Genomic DNA, 21,725 nt, shown 5'->3' with positions numbered 1-21,725 from the left:
CGAGAAGGCCGGCCCCCCTCCCGGTACGGGGAGGGGGACCGGCCTGCACTGGACCGACCAGTGTACGTCTCGATCACCGGGAGCGCCGACATTTACGCCCTGACGTGCCCCGCCGTGTCGCCGGGCGCGCGCGAGGGCGTGCCCGGCGGTCGCTGCGGGGCTCCGCGGAGCCGCCGGGCGGGGGCCGGTCGGCCCCCCGCCCGGCGCGCTCAGCGGGCGTTGAAGTACTTCGCCTCGGGGTGGTGGATGACGATCGCGTCCGTGGACTGCTCCGGGTGGAGCTGGAACTCCTCGGACAGCTGGACGCCGATGCGCTCGGGCTGCAGCAGCTCGGCGATCTTCGCCCGGTCCTCCAGGTCGGGGCAGGCCCCGTAACCCAGCGAGAAGCGGGCGCCGCGGTACTTCAGCGCGAACATGTCCTCCACGTCCGCCGGGTCCTCGCCCGCGAAGCCGAGCTCCGCGCGCACCCGGGCGTGCCAGTACTCGGCGAGCGCCTCGGCCAGCTGCACGGAGAGGCCGTGCAGCTCCAGGTAGTCGCGGTAGGAGTCGGACTCGAAGAGCTTGGCGGTGGCCTCGCCGATCCTGGAGCCGACGGTGACGACCTGCAGGCCCACCACGTCCGTCTCGCCGGACTCCTCCGGGCGGAAGAAGTCGGCCAGGCACAGCCGGCGGCCGCGGCGCTGGCGCGGGAAGGTGAAGCGGGTCCGCTCGTTGCCCTGCTCGTCCAGGATGATCAGGTCGTCGCCCTTGGAGACGCAGGGGAAGTAGCCGTGGACGACGGCCGCCTCCAGCAGGTTCTCCGTGTGCAGGCGCTCCAGCCAGCCGCGGAGCCGCGGCCGGCCCTCGCTCTCGACGAGCTCCTCGTAGCTCGGGCCGTCGCCGGCCCGGTTCTGCTTGAGACCCCACTGGCCCTTGAAGAGCGCGCCCTCGTCGAGCCAGCTCGCGTACTCCTTGAGCTGGATGCCCTTGACCACCCGGGTGCCCCAGAACGGCGGGGCAGGGACCGGGTTGTCGACGGCGACGTCCGAACGGCCGCCCGCCTCGGGCTCGTCGACCTGGAGCGCGGTGGCACGCTGGGCGACCCGGCGCTGCTTGAGCTCCGGCAGGGCGGCACCCGGCACGCCGCGCTTGACGGCGATCAGGGCGTCCATCAGGCGCAGGCCCTCGAAGGCGTCGCGGGCGTAGCGGACCTCGCCCTCGTAGATCTCGTGGAGGTCCTGCTCGACGTACGCGCGGGTCAGCGCGGCGCCGCCCAGGATGACCGGGAAGTCGGCCGCGAGGCCGCGCTGGTTCAGCTCCTCCAGGTTCTCCTTCATGATCACCGTGGACTTGACCAGCAGGCCGGACATGCCGATGACGTCGGCCTTGTGCTCCTCGGCGGCCTCCAGGATCGCGGCGACGGGCTGCTTGATGCCCAGGTTCACCACGTTGTAGCCGTTGTTGGAGAGGATGATGTCGACGAGGTTCTTGCCGATGTCGTGGACGTCGCCGCGGACGGTGGCGAGCACGATGGTGCCCTTGCCCTCGGCGTCCGACTTCTCCATGTGCGGCTCCAGGTAGGCCACCGCGTTCTTCATGACCTCGGCGGACTGGAGCACGAACGGCAGCTGCATCTGGCCGGAGCCGAAGAGCTCGCCGACGACCTTCATGCCGTCGAGCAGGGTGTCGTTGACGATCTCCAGGGCGGGCCGGGTCTGCAGCGCCTCGTCGAGGTCGGCCTCCAGGCCGTTCTTCTCGCCGTCGATGATGCGGCGCTTGAGGCGCTCCTCCAGCGGCAGGGCGAGGAGCTCCTCGGTCTTGCCGGCCTTCATCGACTTGGTGTTGACGCCCTCGAAGAGCGCCATCAGCTTCTGCAGCGGGTCGTAGCCCTCTGTCCGCCGGTCGTAGATCAGGTCGAGGGCGGTGTTCACCTGCTCGTCGTCGAAGCGGGCGATCGGGAGGATCTTGGAGGCGTGCACGATCGCCGAGTCGAGGCCCGCCTTGACGCACTCGTCGAGGAAGACGGAGTTGAGCAGGATGCGGGCGGCCGGGTTGAGACCGAAGGAGATGTTCGACAGGCCGAGCGTGGTCTGCACGTCCGGGTGCAGGCGCTTGAGCTCGCGGATCGCCTCGATGGTGGCGATGCCGTCCTTGCGGGACTCCTCCTGACCGGTACAGATGGTGAAGGTCAGGGTGTCGATGAGGATGTCCGACTCGTGGATGCCCCAGTTGCCGGTCAGGTCGTCGATGAGGCGTTCGGCGATGGCGACCTTGGTCTCGACGGTGCGGGCCTGGCCCTCCTCGTCGATGGTCAGCGCGATGAGAGCGGCGCCGTGCTCCTGGGCCAGCCGGGTGACCTTGGCGAACCGGGACTCGGGACCGTCGCCGTCCTCGTAGTTGACGGAGTTGATGACGGCCCGGCCACCGAGCTTCTCCAGGCCGGCCTGCAGGACGTCGACCTCGGTGGAGTCCAGGACGATCGGCAGCGTGGAGGCGGTGGCGAAGCGGCCGGCCAGCTCGGCCATGTCGGCGACACCGTCGCGGCCGACGTAGTCGACGCAGAGGTCGAGCATGTGCGCGCCCTCGCGGATCTGGTCGCGCGCCATCTCGACGCAGTCGTCCCAGCGGGCTTCCAGCATGGCCTCGCGGAACTTCTTGGAGCCGTTGGCGTTCGTCCGCTCGCCGATCGCCATGTAGGAGGTGTCCTGGCGGAAGGGGACCGTCTGGTAGAGCGAGGCGGCGCCCGGCTCGGGGCGCGGCTCGCGGGTGCCCGGGGTCAGGTCGCGGACGCGCTCGACGACCTGGCGCAGGTGCTCCGGGGTCGTGCCGCAGCAGCCGCCGATCAGGGAGAGTCCGTACTCGCGGACGAAGTTCTCCTGGGCGTCGGCGAGCTCGGCCGGGGACAGCGGGTAGTGCGCGCCGTCCTTGCCGAGGACGGGCAGGCCCGCGTTCGGCATGCAGGACAGCGGGATGCGGGAGTGCCGCGCCAGGTAGCGGAGGTGCTCGCTCATCTCGGCCGGGCCGGTGGCGCAGTTCAGGCCGATCATGTCGATGCCGAGCGGCTCCAGGGCCGTGAGCGCGGCGCCGATCTCGGAGCCCAGCAGCATGGTGCCGGTGGTCTCGACGGTCACGGAGCAGATCAGCGGGACGTCGGCGCCCAGCGCGTCGAGGGCGCGGCGGGCGCCGATGACGGAGGCCTTGGTCTGCAGGAGGTCCTGGGTCGTCTCCACCAGCAGCGCGTCGGCGCCGCCCGCGAGCAGGCCCTCGGCGTTCTGCTGGTAGGCGTCGCGCAGGGCGGTGTACGGGGCGTGGCCGAGGGTCGGCAGCTTGGTGCCCGGGCCCATGGAGCCCAGCACCCAGCGCTGCTGTCCCGTGGAGGCGGTGAACTCGTCGGCCACCTCGCGGGCGATCCGGGCTCCCGCCTCGGAGAGCTCGTGGACGCGCTCGGGGATGTCGTACTCGCCCAGCGCGGCGAGGTTGGCGCCGAAGGTGTTGGTCTCGACGCAGTCGACGCCCGCGGAGAAGTACTCCTGGTGCACCGAGCGGACGATGTCCGGGCGGGTGACGTTGAGGATCTCGTTGCATCCCTCGAGGTCCTGGAAGTCCTCCATCGAGGGGTCCTGCGCCTGGAGCATGGTGCCCATCGCTCCGTCCGCCACGACGACCCGGGTCGCGAGTGCCTCGCGAAGGGCTGCGGCGCGGTCGGTGCTGCCAGCGGACGGGGTCGGCGACGAGGCCATGGATGAGCTCCCTGGGATGCGACGGCTGTCGGCTTCACACCCTCGGTGGAGGGTGTACGGGGCCAGAGTAACCGTGCGGATGCCGGGGTGGGCAGGGTGTTCCACGGGGCGGACGGCATCCTGTGTCGGGGGGCTCCCGGTCGGACCCGTTCGTGAACGACACTGTCAGGGTAACGATCGGTCGGCATCGACCGATAGTGTTCAGCATTGCCGAACAGCATGATCCACGGGATCCTGCTCCGTAAGATCCACGAAACTCCGCGATCAGGAGACAGGGAGAAGGGCCGGGCGATGGCGAAGAACATCCAGTCGCTTGAACGGGCGGCGGCGATGCTGCGACTGCTCGCGGGCGGCGAGCGCCGGCTCGGCCTGTCCGACATCGCCTCGTCCCTGGGCCTGGCGAAGGGCACGGCGCACGGCATCCTGCGCACGCTGCAGGCCGAGGGCTTCGTCGAGCAGGACGCGGCGTCGCGCTACCAGCTGGGCGCGGAGCTGCTGCGCCTGGGCAACAGCTATCTCGACGTGCACGAGCTGCGGGCGCGGGCCCTGGTGTGGACGGACGACCTGGCGCGGTCCAGCGGCGAGAGCGTCCATCTGGGCGTACTGCACCAGCAGGGCGTACTGATCGTGCACCACGTCTTCCGGCCGGACGACAGCCGGCAGGTCCTGGAGGTGGGGGCCATGCAGCCGCTGCACTCCACGGCGCTGGGCAAGGTGCTCTCGGCCTACGACCCGGTGGCGCACAGCGAGGTCCTGGAGCTGGTGCGCGAGCCGTTCACGCCCCGCACGATCACCGAGACCACGGCCTTCGAGACGCTGCTCGACACCACCCGCGCGCGGGGCTGGGCGGCGGACGTGGAGGAGACCTGGGACGGCGTGGCCGCGGTGGCCGCGCCGATCCACGACCGGCGCCGGATGCCGGTCGGCGCGGTGGCCATCACGGGCGCCGTGGAGCGGGTCTGCGACGGGGGTGAACTGCGCTCGGAACTGATCGCCGCGGTACGCGACTGCGCCCGCGCCGTCTCCCGCGACCTGGGAGCCGGACGCTTCTAGATCCGGTCCGGACAGGACCCGGGCACCTCCCGGGCGGCCCGGCACGCCCGCCCGCCGCCCGACTCCGCACATCCGGCCCGGTCGTCCTCCGACGGCCGGGCCTCGGCGTTTCCCGGGAGCCGGCCGCCGCGCTCGGCGCGCCCTCGCGGAAGCGGTCGGTAACGATCGCGTTATGCGCGGGGTTCCCGGGCAAGAACCCTTGACGCGCTGTTAACCAGGGGGCAAAACTTCCGTTCACCGGTCGACATTGTCGAACGCCTAACGGCAATACGCGCTAAGGTGTGACAGTGCCAAGGGCCGGCCAACGCCCTCACACGAGGGCGCGGACCACCGGCGGGACCCGTGGTTCGCCTTCCCCTGGACGAAGGACAAAGGAGTCGCGGGTGTCCAGCTCCGACATCTTCATCGGCGAGACCATCGGTACCGCCGTGCTCATCCTGCTCGGCGGTGGCGTCGTCGCCGCCGTCGTGCTCAAGCGCTCGAAGGCGCAGAACGCCGGCTGGCTGGCCATCACCTTCGGGTGGGGCTTCGCGGTCATGACCGCCGTCTACATGACGGCGTCGCTGTCCGGCGCCCACCTCAACCCGGCCGTCACGGTCGGCATCGCGATCAAGGACGGGGACTGGAGCAACGTCCCGGTCTACTTCGCCGGGCAGATGCTCGGCGCCATGATCGGTGCCGCGCTGGTCTGGATCGCCTACTACGGACAGTTCCAGGCCCACCTGACGGACCCGGAGATCGTCGCCGCGCCGCCGCACGAGGAGGGCATGGTCGACCAGAAGGCCTCCCCCACGGCCGGCCCGGTGCTCGGCGTCTTCTCCACCGGCCCCGAGGTCCGCAACGTCTGGCAGAACCTCGCCACCGAGATCATCGGCACCGTCGTGCTCGTCCTCGCGGTGCTCACGCAGGGTCTCAACGACAGCGGCAAGGGCCTGGGCGTCATAGGCGCCCTCATCACCGCCTTCGTGGTCGTCTCCATCGGCCTCTCGCTCGGTGGCCCGACCGGCTACGCCATCAACCCGGCCCGTGACCTCGGTCCGCGCATCGTGCACGCCCTGCTTCCGCTGCCGAACAAGGGCGGCTCCGACTGGAGCTACGCCTGGATCCCGATCGCCGGTCCTCTGATCGGCGGCGCCCTCGCGGCGGGTATCTACAACATCGCGTTCGCCTGAGCCGTACAGCAGTAGTCGAAGCCGACCCCTGAGACCTCCTGGGAGCACCCCGTGACCGACGCACACACCAGCGGCCCCTTCATCGCCGCCATCGACCAGGGCACGACCTCGTCCCGCTGCATCGTCTTCGACAAGGACGGCCGCATCGTCTCGGTCGACCAGAAGGAGCACGAGCAGATCTTCCCCAAGCCCGGCTGGGTGGAGCACGACGCCGCCGAGATCTGGACCAACGTCCAGGAAGTGGTCGCCGGCGCGATCGAGAAGGGCGGCATCTCCGCCGCCGACGTGAAGGCCATCGGCATCACCAACCAGCGCGAGACCACGCTGCTCTGGGACAAGAACACCGGTGAGCCGGTCCACAACGCGCTGGTCTGGCAGGACACCCGCACCGACGGGCTCTGCAAGGAGCTCGGCCGCAACGTCGGCCAGGACCGCTTCCGCCGCGAGACCGGCCTGCCGCTCGCGAGCTACTTCTCCGGCCCGAAGGTCCGCTGGCTGCTCGACAACGTCGAGGGTCTGCGCGAGCGCGCCGAGCGCGGCGACATCCTCTTCGGCACCATGGACTCCTGGGTCATCTGGAACCTGACCGGCGGCGTCGACGGCGGCCACCACGTCACCGACGTGACCAACGCGTCGCGCACCATGCTGATGAACCTGCACACCATGGAGTGGGACGACAAGATCCTCCAGTCCATGGACATCCCGGCCGCCCTGCTGCCGGAGATCCGCTCCTCCGCCGAGGTCTACGGCCACGTCAGGGGCGGCGTCCTGGACGGCATCCCGGTCGCCTCCGCGCTCGGCGACCAGCAGGCCGCCCTGTTCGGCCAGACCTGTTTCGCCGAGGGCGAGGCCAAGTCCACCTACGGCACCGGCACCTTCATGCTGATGAACACCGGTGACAAGATCATCAACTCCTACAGCGGGCTGCTGACCACGGTCGGCTACCAGATCGGCGAGGAGAAGCCGGTCTACGCCCTGGAGGGCTCGATCGCCGTCACGGGTTCGCTGGTGCAGTGGATGCGCGACCAGATGGGCCTGATCAAGTCCGCGGCCGAGATCGAGACCCTCGCCTCCTCGGTCGAGGACAACGGCGGCGCCTACTTCGTGCCGGCCTTCTCCGGCCTGTTCGCCCCGTACTGGCGCTCCGACGCCCGCGGTGTGATCGCCGGCCTCACCCGGTACGTCACCAAGGCGCACATCGCCCGCGCCGTGCTGGAGGCCACCGCCTGGCAGACCCGCGAGATCACCGACGCCATGACGAAGGACTCCGGCGTCGAGCTGACCGCGCTCAAGGTCGACGGCGGCATGACCTCCAACAACCTGCTGATGCAGACCCTCTCGGACTTCCTCGACGCGCCGGTCGTGCGCCCGATGGTCGCCGAGACCACCTGCCTCGGTGCCGCCTACGCCGCCGGCCTGGCCGTCGGCTTCTGGCCGGACACCGACGCCCTGCGGGCCAACTGGCGCCGCGCGGCGGAATGGACCCCTCGCATGGACGCCGACAAGCGTGACAGCGAGTACAAGAACTGGCTCAAGGCCGTGGAGCGCTCCATGGGCTGGCTCGACGAGGAAAACTGACGAGGAGTAGATCGACATGACCACCCTGCAGAGCGTCCCCTCCCTCGGGACGCGACCGGCCGCCGGTTCCCACCCGAGCCGCGCCGAGACTCGGGAGCAGCTTTCCAAGGCGACGTACGACCTCCTGGTGATCGGCGGCGGCATCCTGGGCATCTCCACCGCCTGGCACGCCGCGCAGTCGGGCCTGCGGGTGGCCCTGGTGGACGCCGGCGACTTCGCCGGCGCCACCTCCTCCGCCTCCTCCAAGCTCCTCCACGGCGGCCTGCGCTACCTGCAGACCGGCGCCGTGAAGCTGGTCGCGGAGAACCACTTCGAGCGACGTGCGGTGTCCCGCCAGGTGGCACCGCACCTCGCGAACCCCCTCACCTTCTACCTGCCCGTCTACAAGGGCGGCCCGCACGGCGCCGCCAAGCTCGGCGCCGGTGTCTTCGCCTATTCCGCCCTCTCGGCGTTCGGTGACGGCGTCGGGCACCTGCTCTCCCCCGCCAAGGCCGCGCAGGACGTGCCGGAGCTGCGCACCGACAACCTCAAGGCCGTGGCCGTGTACGGCGACGACCAGATGAACGACGCCCGGATGGCGCTGATGACGGTCCGCGCCGCGGTCGCCGCTGGGGCCACCGTCCTCAACCACGCCGAGGTCACCGGGCTTCGCTTCACCCGGGGCCGGGTCACCGGCGCCGAACTGCGGGACCGCACCAGCGGCGACGAGTTCGGCGTCTCCGCCCGGCTCGTGCTCAACGCGACCGGACCGTGGGTCGACCACCTGCGCCGGATGGAGGACCCCAACGCGGCCCCGTCCATCCGCCTGTCCAAGGGCGCGCACCTGGTCCTCAAGCGCACCTCGCCGTGGAAGGCCGCGCTGGCCACGCCGATCGACAAGTACCGCATCACCTTCGCCCTCCCCTGGGAGGACATGCTGCTGCTCGGCACCACCGACGAGGAGTACGAGGGCGACCCCGGCCAGGTCGAGGTCACCGAGAAGGACACCGCCCAGATCCTGGACGAGGCCGCCTTCTCCATCCGTGACCAGCAGTTGTCGCGCGACCTGATCACCTACGCCTTCGCCGGGCTGCGGGTGCTGCCGGGCGGGCCGGGCGACACCTCCAAGGCCAAGCGCGAGACCGTCGTCACCGAAGGCCGCGGCGGCATGCTGTCGGTGGCCGGCGGCAAGTGGACGACCTTCCGTCACATCGGCCGTACGGTGATGAAGAAGCTGGAGGCCCTGCCCGGTCACCCGCTGGGCGAGGACTACGAGCCGGTCTCCACGCTGCCGAAGCGGCTGCCGCTGCCCGGCATAGCCAACCCCAACGCGGTGGCCCACCGGCTGCTCGTGGACGGCCCGGCCCCCGGTCCGCGGATGGCCGCCGACACGGCCAAGCACCTGGCCACGCACTACGGTTCGCTCTCCTTCGACATCGCCCGGATGGCGAACGAGAACCCGGAGCTGGCGGAGCGCATCCACCCGGACGCCCCGGAGATCTGGGCGCAGGTCGCCTACGCCCGCGACCACGAGTGGGCCGAGACGGCGGACGACGTGCTGCGCCGCCGCACCACGCTGACGATCCGCGGTCTGGCCACGGACGAGATCCGCGGCAAGGTCGACGATCTGCTCGGCAAGAAGGCCTGAAACCGGGCCGGTTCGCCGGGAGCCCGGCACGGTCGGCAAGACACGCCTCGGGGGCGGTCCGTTCACGGACCGCCCCCGAGGCGTGTCCCGGGCCGGCCCGGCCGGGTGCCACACGGCCGCCACACCACCGCAACAGTGGCCCGGGAGAGTTGGACCATGAAGTTCCAGGTGCTCTCCCTCATCGGCCATGCCCCCCATCCCCTCACCGGCGAACTGCCCACCGCGGCGGACCGGTTGGAGCAGGTTCTCGCGGTCGGCGAGGCCGCCGAGCGGCTCGGCTTCGACGCGTACGCCCTCGGCGAGCGGCACGCGGGACCCTTCCTCTCCTCCAGCCCGACGGCGGTGCTGGGCGCGCTGGCCGCCCGCACCTCCCGGATCCGGCTGCTCACCGGGGTCACGGTCGTCGCGATCCTCGACCCGGTGCGGGTCGCCGAGGACTACGCCACGCTCGACCAGCTCTCCCGCGGCCGGGTCGAGCTCGTCATCGGCAAGGGCGCCGAGGCCGGGCACTTCGACCTCTTCGGCCTGGACGAGAGCCGGCAGTGGGACCTCCAGCGGGAGAAGTACGAGCTGCTGCGCCGGCTGTGGAGCGAGGAGGGCGTGGACTGGGAGGGCGAGTTCCGTCCGCCGCTGAAGGGCGTGACCACGGTTCCGCGGCCGTACGACGGCGTGCCGCGCGTGTGGCACGGCTCGGCCACCAGCCGCAACTCCCCCGAACTCGCGGCGAGGCACGGCGACCCGCTGTTCACCGCGAACGCGATCCAGCCCCGGGCGGCCTACGCGAGGCTCATCGCCCACTACCGCGAGAGGTTCGAGGAGCACGGGCACGACCCGGCGCAGGCGCGCGTGGCGGCCGGATCCGGCGGACTGCTGATCGCCGACACGCCCCGGGAGGCGGTCGTCCGCTACAAGGACCTCTACGAGGCACGCGTACGGCAGAGCTTCCGACCGCATCTGGAGGGGAAGGCCGGGTACAACACCCCGTTCCGCACGATCGAGGAGGCGATCGCCGACGGTCCGCAGCTGATCGGCTCCCCGCAGCAGATCATCGACAAGATCCTCGGGTACCACGAGGTCTACGGCCACGACCTCCAGTCGGTCACCGTCGACGGATTCGGTCAGTCCACGGCCGAACAGACCGAGACGCTGCAGCGCTTCGCCGAGGAGATCGCGCCCGTAGTCCGCAAGGAGGCGCCCAGCACGCTCTGGGAGGACTGAGCCCGCCGTGTGCCGACTCGCGTTCCTGGGTAGTCGATCACGGGAACGAAGGCCCCCGGGAGGCTGCGGGGGCTGCGGCCGGACCGCCGGAAAGCCGTAAGGTTGGTCCGTACGGCAGGAACGTCGAAAAGGAGGCACTGGGTGATCGAGCTCGAGGGGGTTCCCGAGCTGATCGACCCGGTCATGGTGGCCGCGTTCGAGGGCTGGAACGACGCCGGCGACGCCGCCTCCACCGCGGTCGCCCACCTGGACCGGGAATGGAAGGGCGAGGTGTTCGCGGCGCTCGACGCCGAGGACTACTACGACTTCCAGGTCAACCGGCCGACGGTGTGGCTCGACAACGGGGTCCGGAAGATCACCTGGCCGACGACCCGGCTCTCCGTGGTCCGGATCGGCGGCGAGAAGCCCCGTGACCTGGTGCTGGTCCGCGGGATCGAGCCGTCGATGCGGTGGCGCTCGTTCTGCAACGAGATCCTGGGCTTCGCCCACGAACTCGGCGTGGAGATGGTGGTGATCCTGGGCGCGCTGCTCGGCGACACCCCGCACACCCGGCCGGTCCCGGTCAGCGGCGTCACGTCCGATCCGGACCTGGCGCGGACGATGGACCTGGAGGAGACCCGGTACGAGGGCCCCACGGGCATCGTCGGCATCCTCCAGGAGGCCTGCACGCACGCGGGTGTGCCGGCGGTGAGCCTCTGGGCGGCCGTGCCGCACTACGTGTCGCAGCCGCCGAACCCGAAGGCGACGCTGGCGCTGCTGAACCGGCTCGAGGACCTGATCGGTCTGCGCATCCCGCTCGGCGAGCTGCCCGAGGACGCGCGGGCCTGGCAGGTGGGGGTGGACCAGCTGGCCTCCGAGGACAGCGAAGTCGCCGAGTACGTCCAGACGTTGGAGGAGGCGCGGGACACCGCGGAGCTCCCGGAGGCCTCCGGCGAGGCGATCGCCCGGGAGTTCGAGCGGTACCTGCGGCGGCGCGAGCCCGGTCAGGGGCCGGGGCAGGGCCCCGGCCTGGCCACCGACGGGGGTGACGCCTCGTATCTGAGGGACCCGTCCAGCGGGCGCACGCGGCCTCCGAAGCCGGAGCAGCCGGGCCCGGAGGCGCCGCCGGAGCCGGGCGGTGCCGAGCAGCCGCCCGCACCCCGCGACGACGCCGACGGCGACACGGGGCAGACCGGCGACGCCGGCGAGGACGGCGGCCGGGACGGCGACGGCTGAGGGCGGTACGCGCCCGTGACGCGACGGGGCCGCGCCGGACTTCCGGCGCGGCCCCTTCTCGTCGGACCGTCAGGCGCACGCGAAACGCGCCGCGGCCCAGTCGCCGTGGTCACCGCTCTTCGAGCCGTTCGTGTCGGTGATCCGGAGGCGGACATGGCGGGCGCCGGTGACGTCGACGTCCACCGGGAGCGTCGCCGAGGCGCCGGTGAGCCGGGGTGAGGTCCACAGGACCTTGCCGTCGGCCTCCACCGAGAAGGCCACGTCCCCGTAGCCGGCGATCTCGTCGTCGATGCCGACGTCGGCGGTGAAGGCGGTGCAGCGTCCTCCGAGGTAGACCTCGATGTCGGAGTCGGCGTGGGCGCCGACTCCCTTCTCGTAGGTCCTGCCCGCCAGGGTGAGCGGGTGGCCGTCGGTCGCGCCCGACTCGCCGTTGGACCGGTCGCGCTCGGGCGGCCCCCAGCCGTTCGTGGACCTCAGCCAGACCAGGTCGCTCGCCCAGGCGTCGGCCGAGGGCGGCTGCGGCATCACCCCGACCGCGAAGCGCTGGACGGCGGTGCGGTCCTGTCCGGCGGACCTGTGCCGGACGGTCGCGGTGAGCGTCGCCTCGCCGGGTGCGGCGGACCCGGGCGGGGTCACGGCGACCTCGACCCGCCGGGTGGTGCCGGCCGGGACGCGCGCGATCGGGGCGGCCGGGGCGGCCTGCCAGCCCGCCGGGACGTCGAGGGAGACCTCGACACCGGTGGCGTCCCGGTCCCCCGCGGTGACGTCGACGGCGACGGTGCCCGGGCTGCCCGCGCCCAGTTCCTGTCCGGCCGGCGCGGCGAGCGTGGCGGCCGCGCCCGGGACCGCTCCGCCGACCGCGCTGGTGTCCTTCAGTTCCAGTGTGAACGCGCGGTCGGTGCGCAGGGCGGCGGTCTTGACCTTCACCACTCCCCCGCGGTCGTCCCGGTCGTACCACCAGCCCTGCGACGCGGCCTCGTAGGCGGCGCGCGAGGTGAACCGGGGCAGGGTGCCGCCGAGCTTCACGGCCGACGGCGCGTCGCCGGTGTGGACGGTGAACTGGTAGGGCCTGGCGGCGGACTTGCCGGCGAAGGTGCCCTGGCTCGCGCCGATCCGGACGGTCACGTCACCCGCGCCGCGCCCCGGGGCCACGACGTCCGCGCGCTGCGTGGCGTACCGGCCGGCCCGGTGGTCGCGGGTGACGCCGTCGTCCTCGTAGAGCGTGAAGGAGGACGTGCCCTGCGGGTACACGTCCCAGGCGAGCGGGGAGCCCGCGGTGCGGTCGGCGTAGGAGCGGATGCCGCCGGGCCACATGGGGACCGTCGCCCCGGCCCGGACGAACAGGGGCAGGGTGTCGAGCGGGGCGCTGTAGTCGTCGACCGTGACCGGGCCTTCGTAGGTGCGCCCGCTCCAGTAGTCGATCCAGGTGCCCTTGGGCAGGTAGATCCCGTCGCGTTCGACGGCGTCCTGGTAGACGGGGGCGACGAGGAAGTCCTCGCCGCTGAGGAACTCGTACCTGGCCGCCTCGCCGGCCGCCTTCGGGTCGTCCGGGTACTCCAGGACGAGCGGCCGGGCGAGGCCGACGCCGGTCGTGGTGGCGCGGTGGGCGTGCGAGTAGATGTAGGGGAGCAGGGCCTCGTGGAGCTTGAGGGAGGCGCGGTTGATCGAGGTGTACGGCTCGCCGTAGCGGAAGGGCTGCTTGTCGTTCGCGGCCCAGCCGTCCATGGTCATGGTGACCGGCAGGAAGGTCTTCCACTGGAGGTCGCGCGTGTAGGTCTTGGCGCTGCCGCCGAAGATGCCGTCGACGTCGCCGGTGGTGTAGGCGAGTCCGGACATGGAGGCGCCGGCGTAGGTGGGGATCTGCCAGCGGATGTACTCCCAGCTGCCGGACTGGTCGCCGGACCACTGCACGCCGCAGCGCTGGGCGCCGGACCAGCTCTCGGGGGCCCACGTGAAGCCGCGGGCGTCGCTGTGCGCCTCGATGCCGGCGTAGGCGTCCTTGCAGCCGTCGAGGGCGAACTTGTAGCCCTCGCCGACCCAGGCGACGTCGAGCTTGGCGACCCGCTGGCCGGCCTTCACCTGCTCGCCGAGCCTGTCGATGCCGTCCTCGGTCCACAGGCCGAGCTGCATCTTGCGCTGCTGGAGGCCGGTCGCGGTCTCGGCGAGGTTCTCGTAGCCGCAGCCGTATCCGTCGTTGACGAGCATCCAGCCGTTGGGCATGTCGTTGGCGACGTAGCCGTCGGCGACCTTCAGGGCGTCGAGGGTGTGGCGCTCGCCGCGGTTGGCGTTGTGGAGGTAGCAGTCGGCGTCGCCGATCTCCAGGCCGTAGACGGGCGGCAGGAAGGGTTTGCCGGTGAGGGTCGTGTACTGGCCGATGACGTCCTTGGCGGCGTCGGAGCCGTCACCCGCGAAGTAGTAGGCGTCGAAGCGCTGTTCGCGGGCGGTGGTGGTGACGGGCTCTCCGAAGACGTACGTGTTCGGGGCGTACGTGTTGCGGTAGACGCCGTAGCCGGCCGAGGAGAGGTAGAACGGGACGGAGTTGGGGTGCCCGCCGTCGTTCCAGTTGTAGTCGACGCCGACCTCGACGGTCTTGCCGCGGTGTGAGGTGTTGCCGCGGCCGTTCTGCATCCCGGCACCGTAGAACTGCTCGTCGGCGCCCCGGGTCAGGGACTGGGTGGTGCGGTCCTGGCTCCACGTCAGGCCCTTGGTCTCGGACCACAGGGGGGTGCCGTCGGCACGGATGGCGGCGAAGCGGAGCGGCGCCTTGTAGGCGCGCAGGGTCACCTTCGCGGAGGTGAGTTCGTAGCGGTCGCCGCGGTCGTACCAGCGGGTGGCGGGCGGCGGGCCCTGGGGCAGGACGATGTCCTGCCCGGTGGGGTCGGTGAACTTTCCGTCGGGGGACAGTTCGATGCGGAAGGTCTCCGGGGTGACGAAGCTGACGCGGGCCTCGGCCGGGCCGGCGCTCAGGCGGTAGACGGAGCCTTCGGCGGCGAAGCCGGTGACGTCCCCGACCGTGGTGGGGGCCGGTTCGGCGGACTGGGCGCTGCCGGATCCCGCGAAGGTCGCGAGCAGTCCGAGCATGGCGCCTGCGAATGCAGTCTTCATGCGCAATGTTGATTGCATGGAGGGTATTTAGCGCAGAAACGAGCAGGGAGCCAGGACAAAACGGAACCGCCCTCGGACTTCGGCTGGAAGTCCAAGGGCGGTTGCGTGAAAGGGACTTGCTCGGAGGTGCTCGTTACAGGGCGACACCGAGCAGTGCGTCGACCGAGCGGGAGACGAGGCCGGGCGCGGACTCGTCCGTGCCGCCGTCGGCGTTCTGGGCCGCCACCCAGCGGTCGACCGCGGCGAGCGCGGCCGGGGCGTCGAGGTCGTCGGCGAGCGCGTCGCGGATCTCCTCGACCAGCGCGTCGGCCGGCAGGCCGTCGGGACGGGAGACGGCGGCGCGCCACCGCTCCAGGCGGTCCACGGCGTCCTGGAGGACCTGGTCGGTCCACTCCCAGTCCGCGCGGTAGTGGTGCGAGAGGAGGGCGAGGCGGATGGCCGCCGGGTCGACGCCGTCACGGCGGAGCGCCGAGACGAAGACCAGGTTGCCCTTCGACTTCGACATCTTCTCGCCGTCGAGCGCGACCATGCCGGCGTGGACGTACGCCCGCGCCATGGGGAACTCGCCGGTGAGCGCCTGGGCGTGCGAGGCGCCCATCTCGTGGTGCGGGAAGATCAGGTCGGAGCCGCCGCCCTGCACGTCGAAGCCCATGCCCAGGTGGTCGAGGGCGATGGCGACGCACTCGATGTGCCAGCCGGGCCGTCCGGGGCCGAGGGTGCCGCCGTCCCAGCTCGGCTCGCCCTCGCGGGCCGCCATCCAGAGCATCGGGTCGAGCGGGTTCTTCTTCCCGGCGCGGTCGGGGTCGCCGCCGCGCTCGGCGGAGAGGTGCCGCATCAGCTCGGTGTCGTAGTTCGACACCTGGCCGAAGTGCGGGTCGGCCTCGACCGAGAAGTAGACGTCGCCGTCCAGCTCGTAGGCGGCCCCGGAGTCCCGGAGCCGTTCGACCAGCGGCACGATGCCGGGTATGGCCTCGACGGCACCGATGTAGTGCTGGGGCGGCAGCATCCGCAGCGCGGTCATGTCCTCGCGGAACAGGGCGGTCTCGCGCTCGGCGAGGCCGACCCAGTCGATGCCGTCGCGGACGGCCCGCTCCAGGAGGGGGTCGTCGACGTCGGTGACGTTCTGGACGTAGTGGACCTGCCGCTTGGTGTCGAGCCACACGCGCTGAACGAGGTCGAACGCGTTGTAGGTCGCCGCGTGACCCATGTGGGTCGCGTCGTACGGCGTGATGCCGCATACGTAGATACGGGCGACGGGGCCGGGGGCGAGGGTCACTCGTCCGCCGGTCGCGGTGTCGTGGATCCGGAGGTCGCGGCCCTTGCCGGGCAGGGCGGGGACCTCAGAAGCGGGCCAGGCATGCATGACCTGAGCGTAACCGGACACCTGTTCCGGATACGAACCGGACCGGGGATCTTGACCGATTAGGCGGTCTTGCGGGTCAGAGCGGTTCGTGCATACCCCTGGGGGGTCCCACCCGGTCAGGCGGGGTGTGGCCGGATCCGATCGGTCAGACGGGCGGCCAGGGGATGGCGGGCCACTGGCCCGAAGGCTCCGGGTGCCGGCCGGTCCGGCTCAGGACCTCGACGCGGGCCCGCAGGGCGTCCACCTCGGCCGCGGTGAGCAGTTCCGCCAGACGGGTGGCGAGCGGCGTGCCGGGCGCGAGCGCGTCGCGGAGGCCGGCGAGGACCTCGACGGCCTCGGCGGGCAGTTCCTCGCCCGCCCAGCCCCAGAGCAGGGTGCGGAGCTTGTCCTCCACGTTGAAGGTCACGCCGTGGTCGATGGCGTACACGTGTCCGTCCGGCGCCGGCAGCAGGTGACCGCCCTTGCGGTCGCCGTTGTTGATGACCGCGTCGAGGACGGCGAGACGGCGCAGCGCCGGGCTGTCCGCGTGCACGAGGAGCGCGGTGCGGTCCTCCCCGACCTGGGCGGGCCCGACGGCCTTCCAGCCCTCGCCCGCCTCCTCGCCCTCGGTCAGGGCCAGCAGGTTCGCGCCGGGGTCCGCCTCGATCCACAACTGGACCATGCCCTCGCCGTACGGGCCGTCGCGCAGCACGGTCGGCGGCACGAGGCCCCAGCCGGTCGCCTCGGAGAGCTCGTAGGCGGCGACCTCGCGCTGGGCGAGGGTGCCGTCGGGGAAGTCCCACAGGGGCCGCTCACCGGCCACGGGCTTGTAGACGCAGTCGGCCTCCCGGCCCCGGTGCGCGACCGTGCAGAACAGCACCGCGTTGGATGCCTCACGGACCTGGCCGCGGACGGTCAGCTCACCGTGGGCGAGCAGTTCGACGTCCGCGGCGGCGGAGGGACCGGGCGGCGGCTGCCCACCGGGCGACGCCAGGGCCGCGGGTCCGCCGGGGCCGCCGGGAACGGGGGGCACGTCGGGAACGGGGGGCACGTCGGGCCTGTCGGCGTACGTCATGCGCCGCGCCGGTATCCGTTCTGGCGCGGGCACACGTGGCCCTCGGGGTCGAGCGGCAGGCTGCACAGCGGGCACGGCGGGCGGCCGGCGTTGACGACGTCGAGGGCGCGCTTGGCGAAGGACCGGGCCTGAGCGCCGGTGAGCCGGACGCGCAGCATCGGCGGGCCGTTCTCCTCGTCCTGGAGCAGCCGCTCCTCGGCCTCGGCGAGGTCCTCGTCCGACTCGGCGTCGAGCTCGACGAGCGCCTGGGCCTCGACGATCATGCGCTGTTCCTCGCCGTCCCAGGCCAGCGCCATCGTGCCGACCCGGAACTCCTCCTCCACCGGGGCGTCCAGCGGGGCGGTGTCCGCGATGTCGGCGGGCGCGACGGCCGGGACGGGGGCGTTGCCGCCGGTGCGGCGCACGACCTCGTCGAGGAGTTCGTCGATGCGCTCGGCCAGCGCGGCGACCTGGGTCTTCTCCAGGGCCACGCTGGTGACCCGGCCCGCCGCGGACGCCTGCAGGAAGAACGTACGGCGGCCAGGCAGCCCGACCGTACCGGCCACGAAACGCTCCGGTGGGTCGTAGAGGAACACCTGACGGGACACGTCCCTGACTCCCTTGAGTCTCGACAGTGGTGAAGGCCCGCGCTACAGCGGCCCGTCCACCCTACTGCGCGGATGGATCACGGTGCGCCCGCGCCGCCCCCGACCTCGGCCGTCCCCTGCGTGTCACGCGCCTCCCGGGGAGCGAGACCGGCGAGGTCGCCCGTGTCCCCGAGGCGGACGAGGAAGGGACGCAGCCGGGTGTAGCGGACGGCGGTGACGGAGCAGGGGTCGACGTGGATGCGCTGGAAGAGATCGAGGTGCATCCCCAGCGCGTCCGCGACGATCGACTTGATGATGTCGCCGTGCGAGCACATCAGGTAGACGGCGTCCTCGCCGTGCTCGGCCTCGATCCGGGCGTTCCAGTCCCGTACGGCGTCGACGGCCCGCGCCTGCATGGCGCGCATCGACTCGCCGCCGGGGAAGGCCGCGGCGGAGGCGTGCGCCTGGACGACCTCCATCAGGGGCTCGTCGTTGAGCTCGGCGAGCTTGCGGCCCGACCAGTCGCCGTAGTCGCACTCGCTGATGCGCTCCTCGGTGTGCAGCGGCAGGCCGGGGCGGGCGTCCAGGAGCGGCACGAGGGTCTCGCGGCACCGCTGCAGCGGGCTGCTGACGGCGGCGGCCAGCGGCAGGCCGGCCAGGCGCCCGGGGAGGGCGGCGGCCTGCGCGGCGCCCCGCTCGTCGAGCGCGACCCCGGGCGTCCGCCCGGCGAGGACCCCGGAGGTGTTGGCGGTGGAGCGTCCGTGACGGACGAGGATCAACGTGGCCATGGCGGCAAGGGTAGGGCCACGCCCGGGCGCGTGGGGCGGCGGCTTCCTTCGCGACCGCCCGGCGGGGCGGCCGGCACCGGGGTACCGGACCGGGGCCCGCGCGCGGGGCCGGGGACCGGGGCGGGAGGGGCGGGTGCGAGAAGCGGCGGAGCGGGGAAGAATACCCGGATGATCGTCGACTCTGCCCTCTACAAGGCCGGTGCCCGTGCCGAAGGCCCCGCCGACCTGTCCGACGCCCTGGCGGAGGCACGGGCGAGCGGGGACGCCTTCCTCTGGGTCGGCCTCCACGAGCCCACCGAGGCGGAGTTCGATCACGTGGCGGCCGAGTTCGCGCTGCACCCCCTGGCCGTCGAGGACGCGCTGAAGGCCCATCAGCGACCCAAACTGGAGGTCTACGAGGACTCGCTCTTCGTCGTCCTCAAGCCGGTGCTGTACGAGCCGAAGAGCGACCGGGTCTCCACGGGCGAGCTGATGGTGTTCCTGGGCGACTCGTTCGTGGTCACCGTCCGGCACGGCGAGGGAGCCCCGCTCGCGGCGGTCCGCAAACGGCTGGAGGCCGAGCCGGACGTGCTGCGGCACGGCCCGACGGCCGTCCTGTACGCGATCAGCGACGCCGTGGTGGACCACTACATCGACGTGGCCGGCGAGCTCCAGGTCGACCTGGAGGAGCTGGAGGCCGACGTGTTCGCGCCGGTCGGGGGCAAGCCGGGCAACACGGCGGCGCGGATCTACACCGCCAAGCGCCAGGTGCTCGAGTTCCGCCGGGCGAGCAGCCCGCTGACGGTGCCGATGCAGCGGCTGGCGGCCGCGTCGGTGCCGTTCGTGCACGAGCACTCGATGCCCTTCTTCCGGGACGTCGTCGACCACCTGACCCGGGCCAACGAGCAGGTGGAGGGCCTGGACCGGCTCCTCTCGGACGTGCTGTCGGCGCATCTGGCGCAGATGGGCGTGCGGCAGAACGACGACATGCGGAAGATCTCGGCGTGGGCGGCCATGGCCGCGGTCCCCACGATGGTCGCGGGCATCTACGGCATGAACTTCGAGCACATGCCCGAACTGGGCTGGGAGTGGTCGTACCCGGCGGTCGTCCTGCTGATGGCCGGGGCCGTGGCGGGCCTGTACCGGCTGTTCAAGCGCCGCGGCTGGATGTAGCCGCGGCGCGCGGACGACGAGGTCAGAAGGCCGGTGCGGGGACGGCGGGCCCGCCGAGCGCGTCGCGCCGCTCGGGCATCCTCAGGTCGACCATCCTGTGCCAGCCGGCGAACCGCTCCCAGGCGTGCATGCCGTGGATTCCGGCCGCGAGCGCGGCCGACTTGGCCCGCGGCCACTCCAGGATGCGGCCCATGTGGCTCATCACGGCCAGGCTGACGTCGCGGTACACCTTGATCTCGGTGAGCGCGGACTCCCGCAGCGTGCGCTGGATGAGACGGCCGTGGCCGGCCTGCGCGAGGCGCAGCAGCTCCTCGTGGCAGTAGGCGAGATGGTTGTCCTCGTCGTTGCAGATCATGTGGATGGCCCTGCCGAGCTCGGGGTGGTCGCCGAAGTACGTGACCAGCATGTCCATCTGGTCGGCCGCCCGCTGTTCCGTGACCCTGCTGTGGGCGAGGTAGACGACGACGTCCTCCTCGGTCAGCGGTTCGTCGCGGCGCAGCTTGTCGTGGGCGAGACCGATCCCGCGCTGTTCGAGGAGCATGGTGTAGTCGGTCTCCGGAGGAACCGGTACGGGCTCCACGCCGCGCTTCTTCATCAGCGCGTTGAAGATCCGGCCGTGCTTGTCCTCGTCGGCGCCGTGCCGGGTGATCTTGGGAGTCAGGTCCCGCATGCCGGGGGCGACGAGCGCCGCGATGCGCGCGTTCTCCCAGCCTCCCTGCGTCTCGCCGCTGGCGGCGATCGAACAGAAGAGCTGGAAGGACTCGTCGTTGTCGATGATCTCCTGGAAAAGGCTCCTGGCCGTGAGCATTGCTGCCACCTCCATACGGGCGTCCGCACACCGCACGTCCGCAGACACCGAGTCAAATGCGCCGCGGGAGAGTGGGCAACACGAGGGGCGGGCGACTCGGCCGAAAGAATGAGCCCCGCGCTCGTAACCGGGGGGCGGGTCGGAGCGTTGTTCAGCGTGACGGCCGTGGCGGGGAAGACCCCCGAGCCCCCACCACGGCCGCAGACTTCCTCCCGCTACGCCAGGCCCGCCCGCTCCAGGGCCTCCGTGCCCGCGCGCAGGGCGGCGAGGCGCTCGTCCAGGGTGAAGCCGGCCGGGGCCAGGGTCAGCGTGGTCACACCGGCCTCGGCGTAGGCCTTCATGCGGTCGGCGATCCGCTCGACGGAGCCCAGCAGGGTGGTCTGGTCGATCAGCTGCCGCGGTACGGCGGCGGCGGCGCCGGTCTTGTCGCCGGCCAGGTACTTGTCCTGGATCTCGGCGGCCTCCTTCTCGTACCCCATCCGCTGGGCGAGCTGGTTGTAGAAGTTCTGCTTGCGGCTGCCCATGCCGCCGACGTACAGCGCGGTGTACGGGCGGAAGATGTCCGCCAGGGCGTCGATGTCGTCGCCGAGGGCCAGCGGCAGGGTCGGGTGGACGTCGAAGCCGTCCATCGTCAGCCCCGCCTTCTCGCGGCCCGCGCGCAGGTGGCGCAGCGCGGTCTCCTCCAGGTGCTCGGCGGAGGGGAAGATCAGCAGGGCGCCGTCGGCGATCTCGCCGGTCTGCTCCAGGTTCTTGGGGCCGATCGCGGCGATGTAGAGCGGGATGTGCTCGCGCTCCGGGTGGACGGTGAGCTTGATGGGCTTGCCGGGGCCGTCCGGCAGCGGGAGCGTCCAGTGGGCGCCCTCGTAGGTGAGCCGCTCGCGGGACATGGCCTTGCGGACGATCTCGACGTACTCGCGGGTGCGGGCGAGCGGCTTGTCGAACTTGACGCCGTACCAGCCCTCGGACACCTGCGGTCCGGAGACGCCGAGACCGAGGCGGAACCGGCCCCCGGAGAGCGAGTCGAGGGTGGCGGCGGTCATCGCCGTCATGGCCGGCTGACGCGCGGGGATCTGCATGATCGCGGAGCCGACGTCGATCCGTTCGGTCTTGGCGGCCACCCAGGAGAGCACGGTGGGCGCGTCGGAGCCGTAGGCCTCGGCCGCCCAGCACACGTCGTATCCGAGGCGGTCCGCCTCCTGGGCGACGGCGAGGTTGTCGCCGTCCATACCGGCGCCCCAGTAGCCGAGGTTGATGCCGAGCCGCATATCCGCACCCTCTTTACTGATCAGTAACGTCCCTTGCGCGGG

15 protein-coding genes are annotated in these 21,725 nt (G+C 71.7%); 7 read left to right on the top strand and 8 right to left on the bottom strand.

Annotation, left to right across the window (positions count from 1 at the left end; all coding sequences use genetic code 11):
• Positions 1-209: 209 nt before the first annotated feature.
• On the bottom strand, positions 210-3,719 hold the full coding sequence (metH, locus tag ACE1OA_RS28020) for a methionine synthase (protein WP_356601033.1): 3,510 nt from the start codon (positions 3,717-3,719) through the stop codon (positions 210-212).
• A gap of 291 nt (positions 3,720-4,010) precedes the next feature.
• Between metH and ACE1OA_RS28015 the strand changes: the two genes are divergently transcribed.
• The 6 genes from ACE1OA_RS28015 to ACE1OA_RS27990 all read left to right on the top strand — a co-directional run bounded on the left by ACE1OA_RS28015 (position 4,011) and on the right by ACE1OA_RS27990 (position 11,582).
• The gene (locus ACE1OA_RS28015) at positions 4,011-4,772 is read left to right on the top strand and encodes an IclR family transcriptional regulator (protein WP_356601034.1); all 762 of its coding nucleotides are present in this window, start codon (positions 4,011-4,013) and stop codon (positions 4,770-4,772) included.
• Between the two features lie 383 nt (positions 4,773-5,155).
• Positions 5,156-5,944 (top strand): MIP/aquaporin family protein, encoded by a 789-nt coding sequence (locus ACE1OA_RS28010; RefSeq protein WP_356601035.1) that lies wholly within the window; start codon positions 5,156-5,158, stop codon positions 5,942-5,944.
• 51 nt (positions 5,945-5,995) lie between these two features.
• Positions 5,996-7,522 carry a glycerol kinase GlpK gene (gene glpK, locus ACE1OA_RS28005; RefSeq protein WP_356601036.1) on the top strand — a complete coding sequence of 509 codons (1,527 nt, stop codon included), beginning with the start codon at positions 5,996-5,998 and terminating at the stop codon, positions 7,520-7,522.
• A gap of 16 nt (positions 7,523-7,538) precedes the next feature.
• On the top strand, positions 7,539-9,149 hold the full coding sequence (locus ACE1OA_RS28000; protein ID WP_356601037.1) for a glycerol-3-phosphate dehydrogenase/oxidase: 1,611 nt from the start codon (positions 7,539-7,541) through the stop codon (positions 9,147-9,149).
• 156 nt (positions 9,150-9,305) lie between these two features.
• Complete coding sequence (locus ACE1OA_RS27995) at positions 9,306-10,367, top strand: LLM class flavin-dependent oxidoreductase (RefSeq protein WP_356601038.1); 1,062 nt, start codon at positions 9,306-9,308, stop codon at positions 10,365-10,367.
• A gap of 141 nt (positions 10,368-10,508) precedes the next feature.
• Positions 10,509-11,582, top strand: coding sequence for a PAC2 family protein (locus ACE1OA_RS27990; RefSeq protein WP_356601039.1), 1,074 nt, complete (start codon positions 10,509-10,511; stop codon positions 11,580-11,582).
• Between the two features lie 69 nt (positions 11,583-11,651).
• Here the strand turns inward: ACE1OA_RS27990 and ACE1OA_RS27985 are convergent, their stop codons facing one another.
• The 5 genes from ACE1OA_RS27985 to ACE1OA_RS27965 form a co-directional block, all read right to left on the bottom strand.
• Complete coding sequence (locus ACE1OA_RS27985) at positions 11,652-14,705, bottom strand: NPCBM/NEW2 domain-containing protein (protein WP_432753559.1); 3,054 nt, start codon at positions 14,703-14,705, stop codon at positions 11,652-11,654.
• A gap of 115 nt (positions 14,706-14,820) precedes the next feature.
• Positions 14,821-16,050 (bottom strand): cysteine--1-D-myo-inosityl 2-amino-2-deoxy-alpha-D-glucopyranoside ligase, encoded by a 1,230-nt coding sequence (gene mshC, locus ACE1OA_RS27980; RefSeq protein ID WP_384869667.1) that lies wholly within the window; start codon positions 16,048-16,050, stop codon positions 14,821-14,823.
• 145 nt (positions 16,051-16,195) lie between these two features.
• Complete coding sequence (locus ACE1OA_RS27975) at positions 16,196-17,104, bottom strand: SCO1664 family protein (RefSeq protein ID WP_384869669.1); 909 nt, start codon at positions 17,102-17,104, stop codon at positions 16,196-16,198.
• Positions 17,101-17,691, bottom strand: coding sequence for a DUF3090 domain-containing protein (locus ACE1OA_RS27970; RefSeq protein WP_147977241.1), 591 nt, complete (start codon positions 17,689-17,691; stop codon positions 17,101-17,103). Before ACE1OA_RS27970 ends, ACE1OA_RS27975 begins: the two co-directional genes overlap by 4 nt.
• A gap of 77 nt (positions 17,692-17,768) precedes the next feature.
• Complete coding sequence (locus tag ACE1OA_RS27965) at positions 17,769-18,458, bottom strand: histidine phosphatase family protein (RefSeq protein ID WP_361315262.1); 690 nt, start codon at positions 18,456-18,458, stop codon at positions 17,769-17,771.
• A gap of 168 nt (positions 18,459-18,626) precedes the next feature.
• On the opposite strand from ACE1OA_RS27965, the gene ACE1OA_RS27960 reads away from it, so the two are divergent.
• Positions 18,627-19,610, top strand: a complete 984-nt coding sequence (locus tag ACE1OA_RS27960) for a magnesium and cobalt transport protein CorA (RefSeq protein WP_356601044.1) — start codon at positions 18,627-18,629, stop codon at positions 19,608-19,610.
• Positions 19,611-19,632: 22 nt separating this feature from the next.
• Here ACE1OA_RS27960 and ACE1OA_RS27955 read toward each other — a convergent pair whose 3' ends face one another.
• Both ACE1OA_RS27955 and ACE1OA_RS27950 read right to left on the bottom strand, forming a co-directional pair.
• Positions 19,633-20,418 (bottom strand): ferritin-like domain-containing protein, encoded by a 786-nt coding sequence (locus ACE1OA_RS27955; RefSeq protein ID WP_356601045.1) that lies wholly within the window; start codon positions 20,416-20,418, stop codon positions 19,633-19,635.
• A gap of 215 nt (positions 20,419-20,633) precedes the next feature.
• Positions 20,634-21,683 (bottom strand): LLM class F420-dependent oxidoreductase, encoded by a 1,050-nt coding sequence (locus ACE1OA_RS27950; RefSeq protein ID WP_356601046.1) that lies wholly within the window; start codon positions 21,681-21,683, stop codon positions 20,634-20,636.
• Positions 21,684-21,725 lie beyond the last annotated feature (42 nt).

This window comes from Streptomyces sp. JL2001, assembly GCF_050917515.1.
GTDB lineage: Bacteria > Actinomycetota > Actinomycetes > Streptomycetales > Streptomycetaceae > Streptomyces.
The sequence above is the reverse complement of the archived record's forward strand: the minus strand, read 5'-3'. Positions and strand labels throughout refer to the sequence as shown.

Excerpts from the sequence above, each read along its gene's own strand:
- metH (WP_356601033.1), bottom strand. The coding sequence starts at position 3,719 with ATGGCCTCGTCGCCGACCCCGTCCGCTGGCAGCACCGACCGCGCCGCA.
- ACE1OA_RS28015 (WP_356601034.1), top strand. The coding sequence starts at position 4,011 with ATGGCGAAGAACATCCAGTCGCTTGAACGGGCGGCGGCGATGCTGCGA.
- ACE1OA_RS28000 (WP_356601037.1), top strand. The coding sequence starts at position 7,539 with ATGACCACCCTGCAGAGCGTCCCCTCCCTCGGGACGCGACCGGCCGCC.
- ACE1OA_RS27995 (WP_356601038.1), top strand. The coding sequence starts at position 9,306 with ATGAAGTTCCAGGTGCTCTCCCTCATCGGCCATGCCCCCCATCCCCTC.
- ACE1OA_RS27985 (WP_432753559.1), bottom strand. The coding sequence starts at position 14,705 with ATGCAATCAACATTGCGCATGAAGACTGCATTCGCAGGCGCCATGCTC.
- mshC (WP_384869667.1), bottom strand. The coding sequence starts at position 16,050 with ATGCATGCCTGGCCCGCTTCTGAGGTCCCCGCCCTGCCCGGCAAGGGC.
- ACE1OA_RS27975 (WP_384869669.1), bottom strand. The coding sequence starts at position 17,104 with ATGACGTACGCCGACAGGCCCGACGTGCCCCCCGTTCCCGACGTGCCC.
- ACE1OA_RS27965 (WP_361315262.1), bottom strand. The coding sequence starts at position 18,458 with ATGGCCACGTTGATCCTCGTCCGTCACGGACGCTCCACCGCCAACACC.
- ACE1OA_RS27960 (WP_356601044.1), top strand. The coding sequence starts at position 18,627 with ATGATCGTCGACTCTGCCCTCTACAAGGCCGGTGCCCGTGCCGAAGGC.
- ACE1OA_RS27955 (WP_356601045.1), bottom strand. The coding sequence starts at position 20,418 with ATGCTCACGGCCAGGAGCCTTTTCCAGGAGATCATCGACAACGACGAG.
- ACE1OA_RS27950 (WP_356601046.1), bottom strand. The coding sequence starts at position 21,683 with ATGCGGCTCGGCATCAACCTCGGCTACTGGGGCGCCGGTATGGACGGC.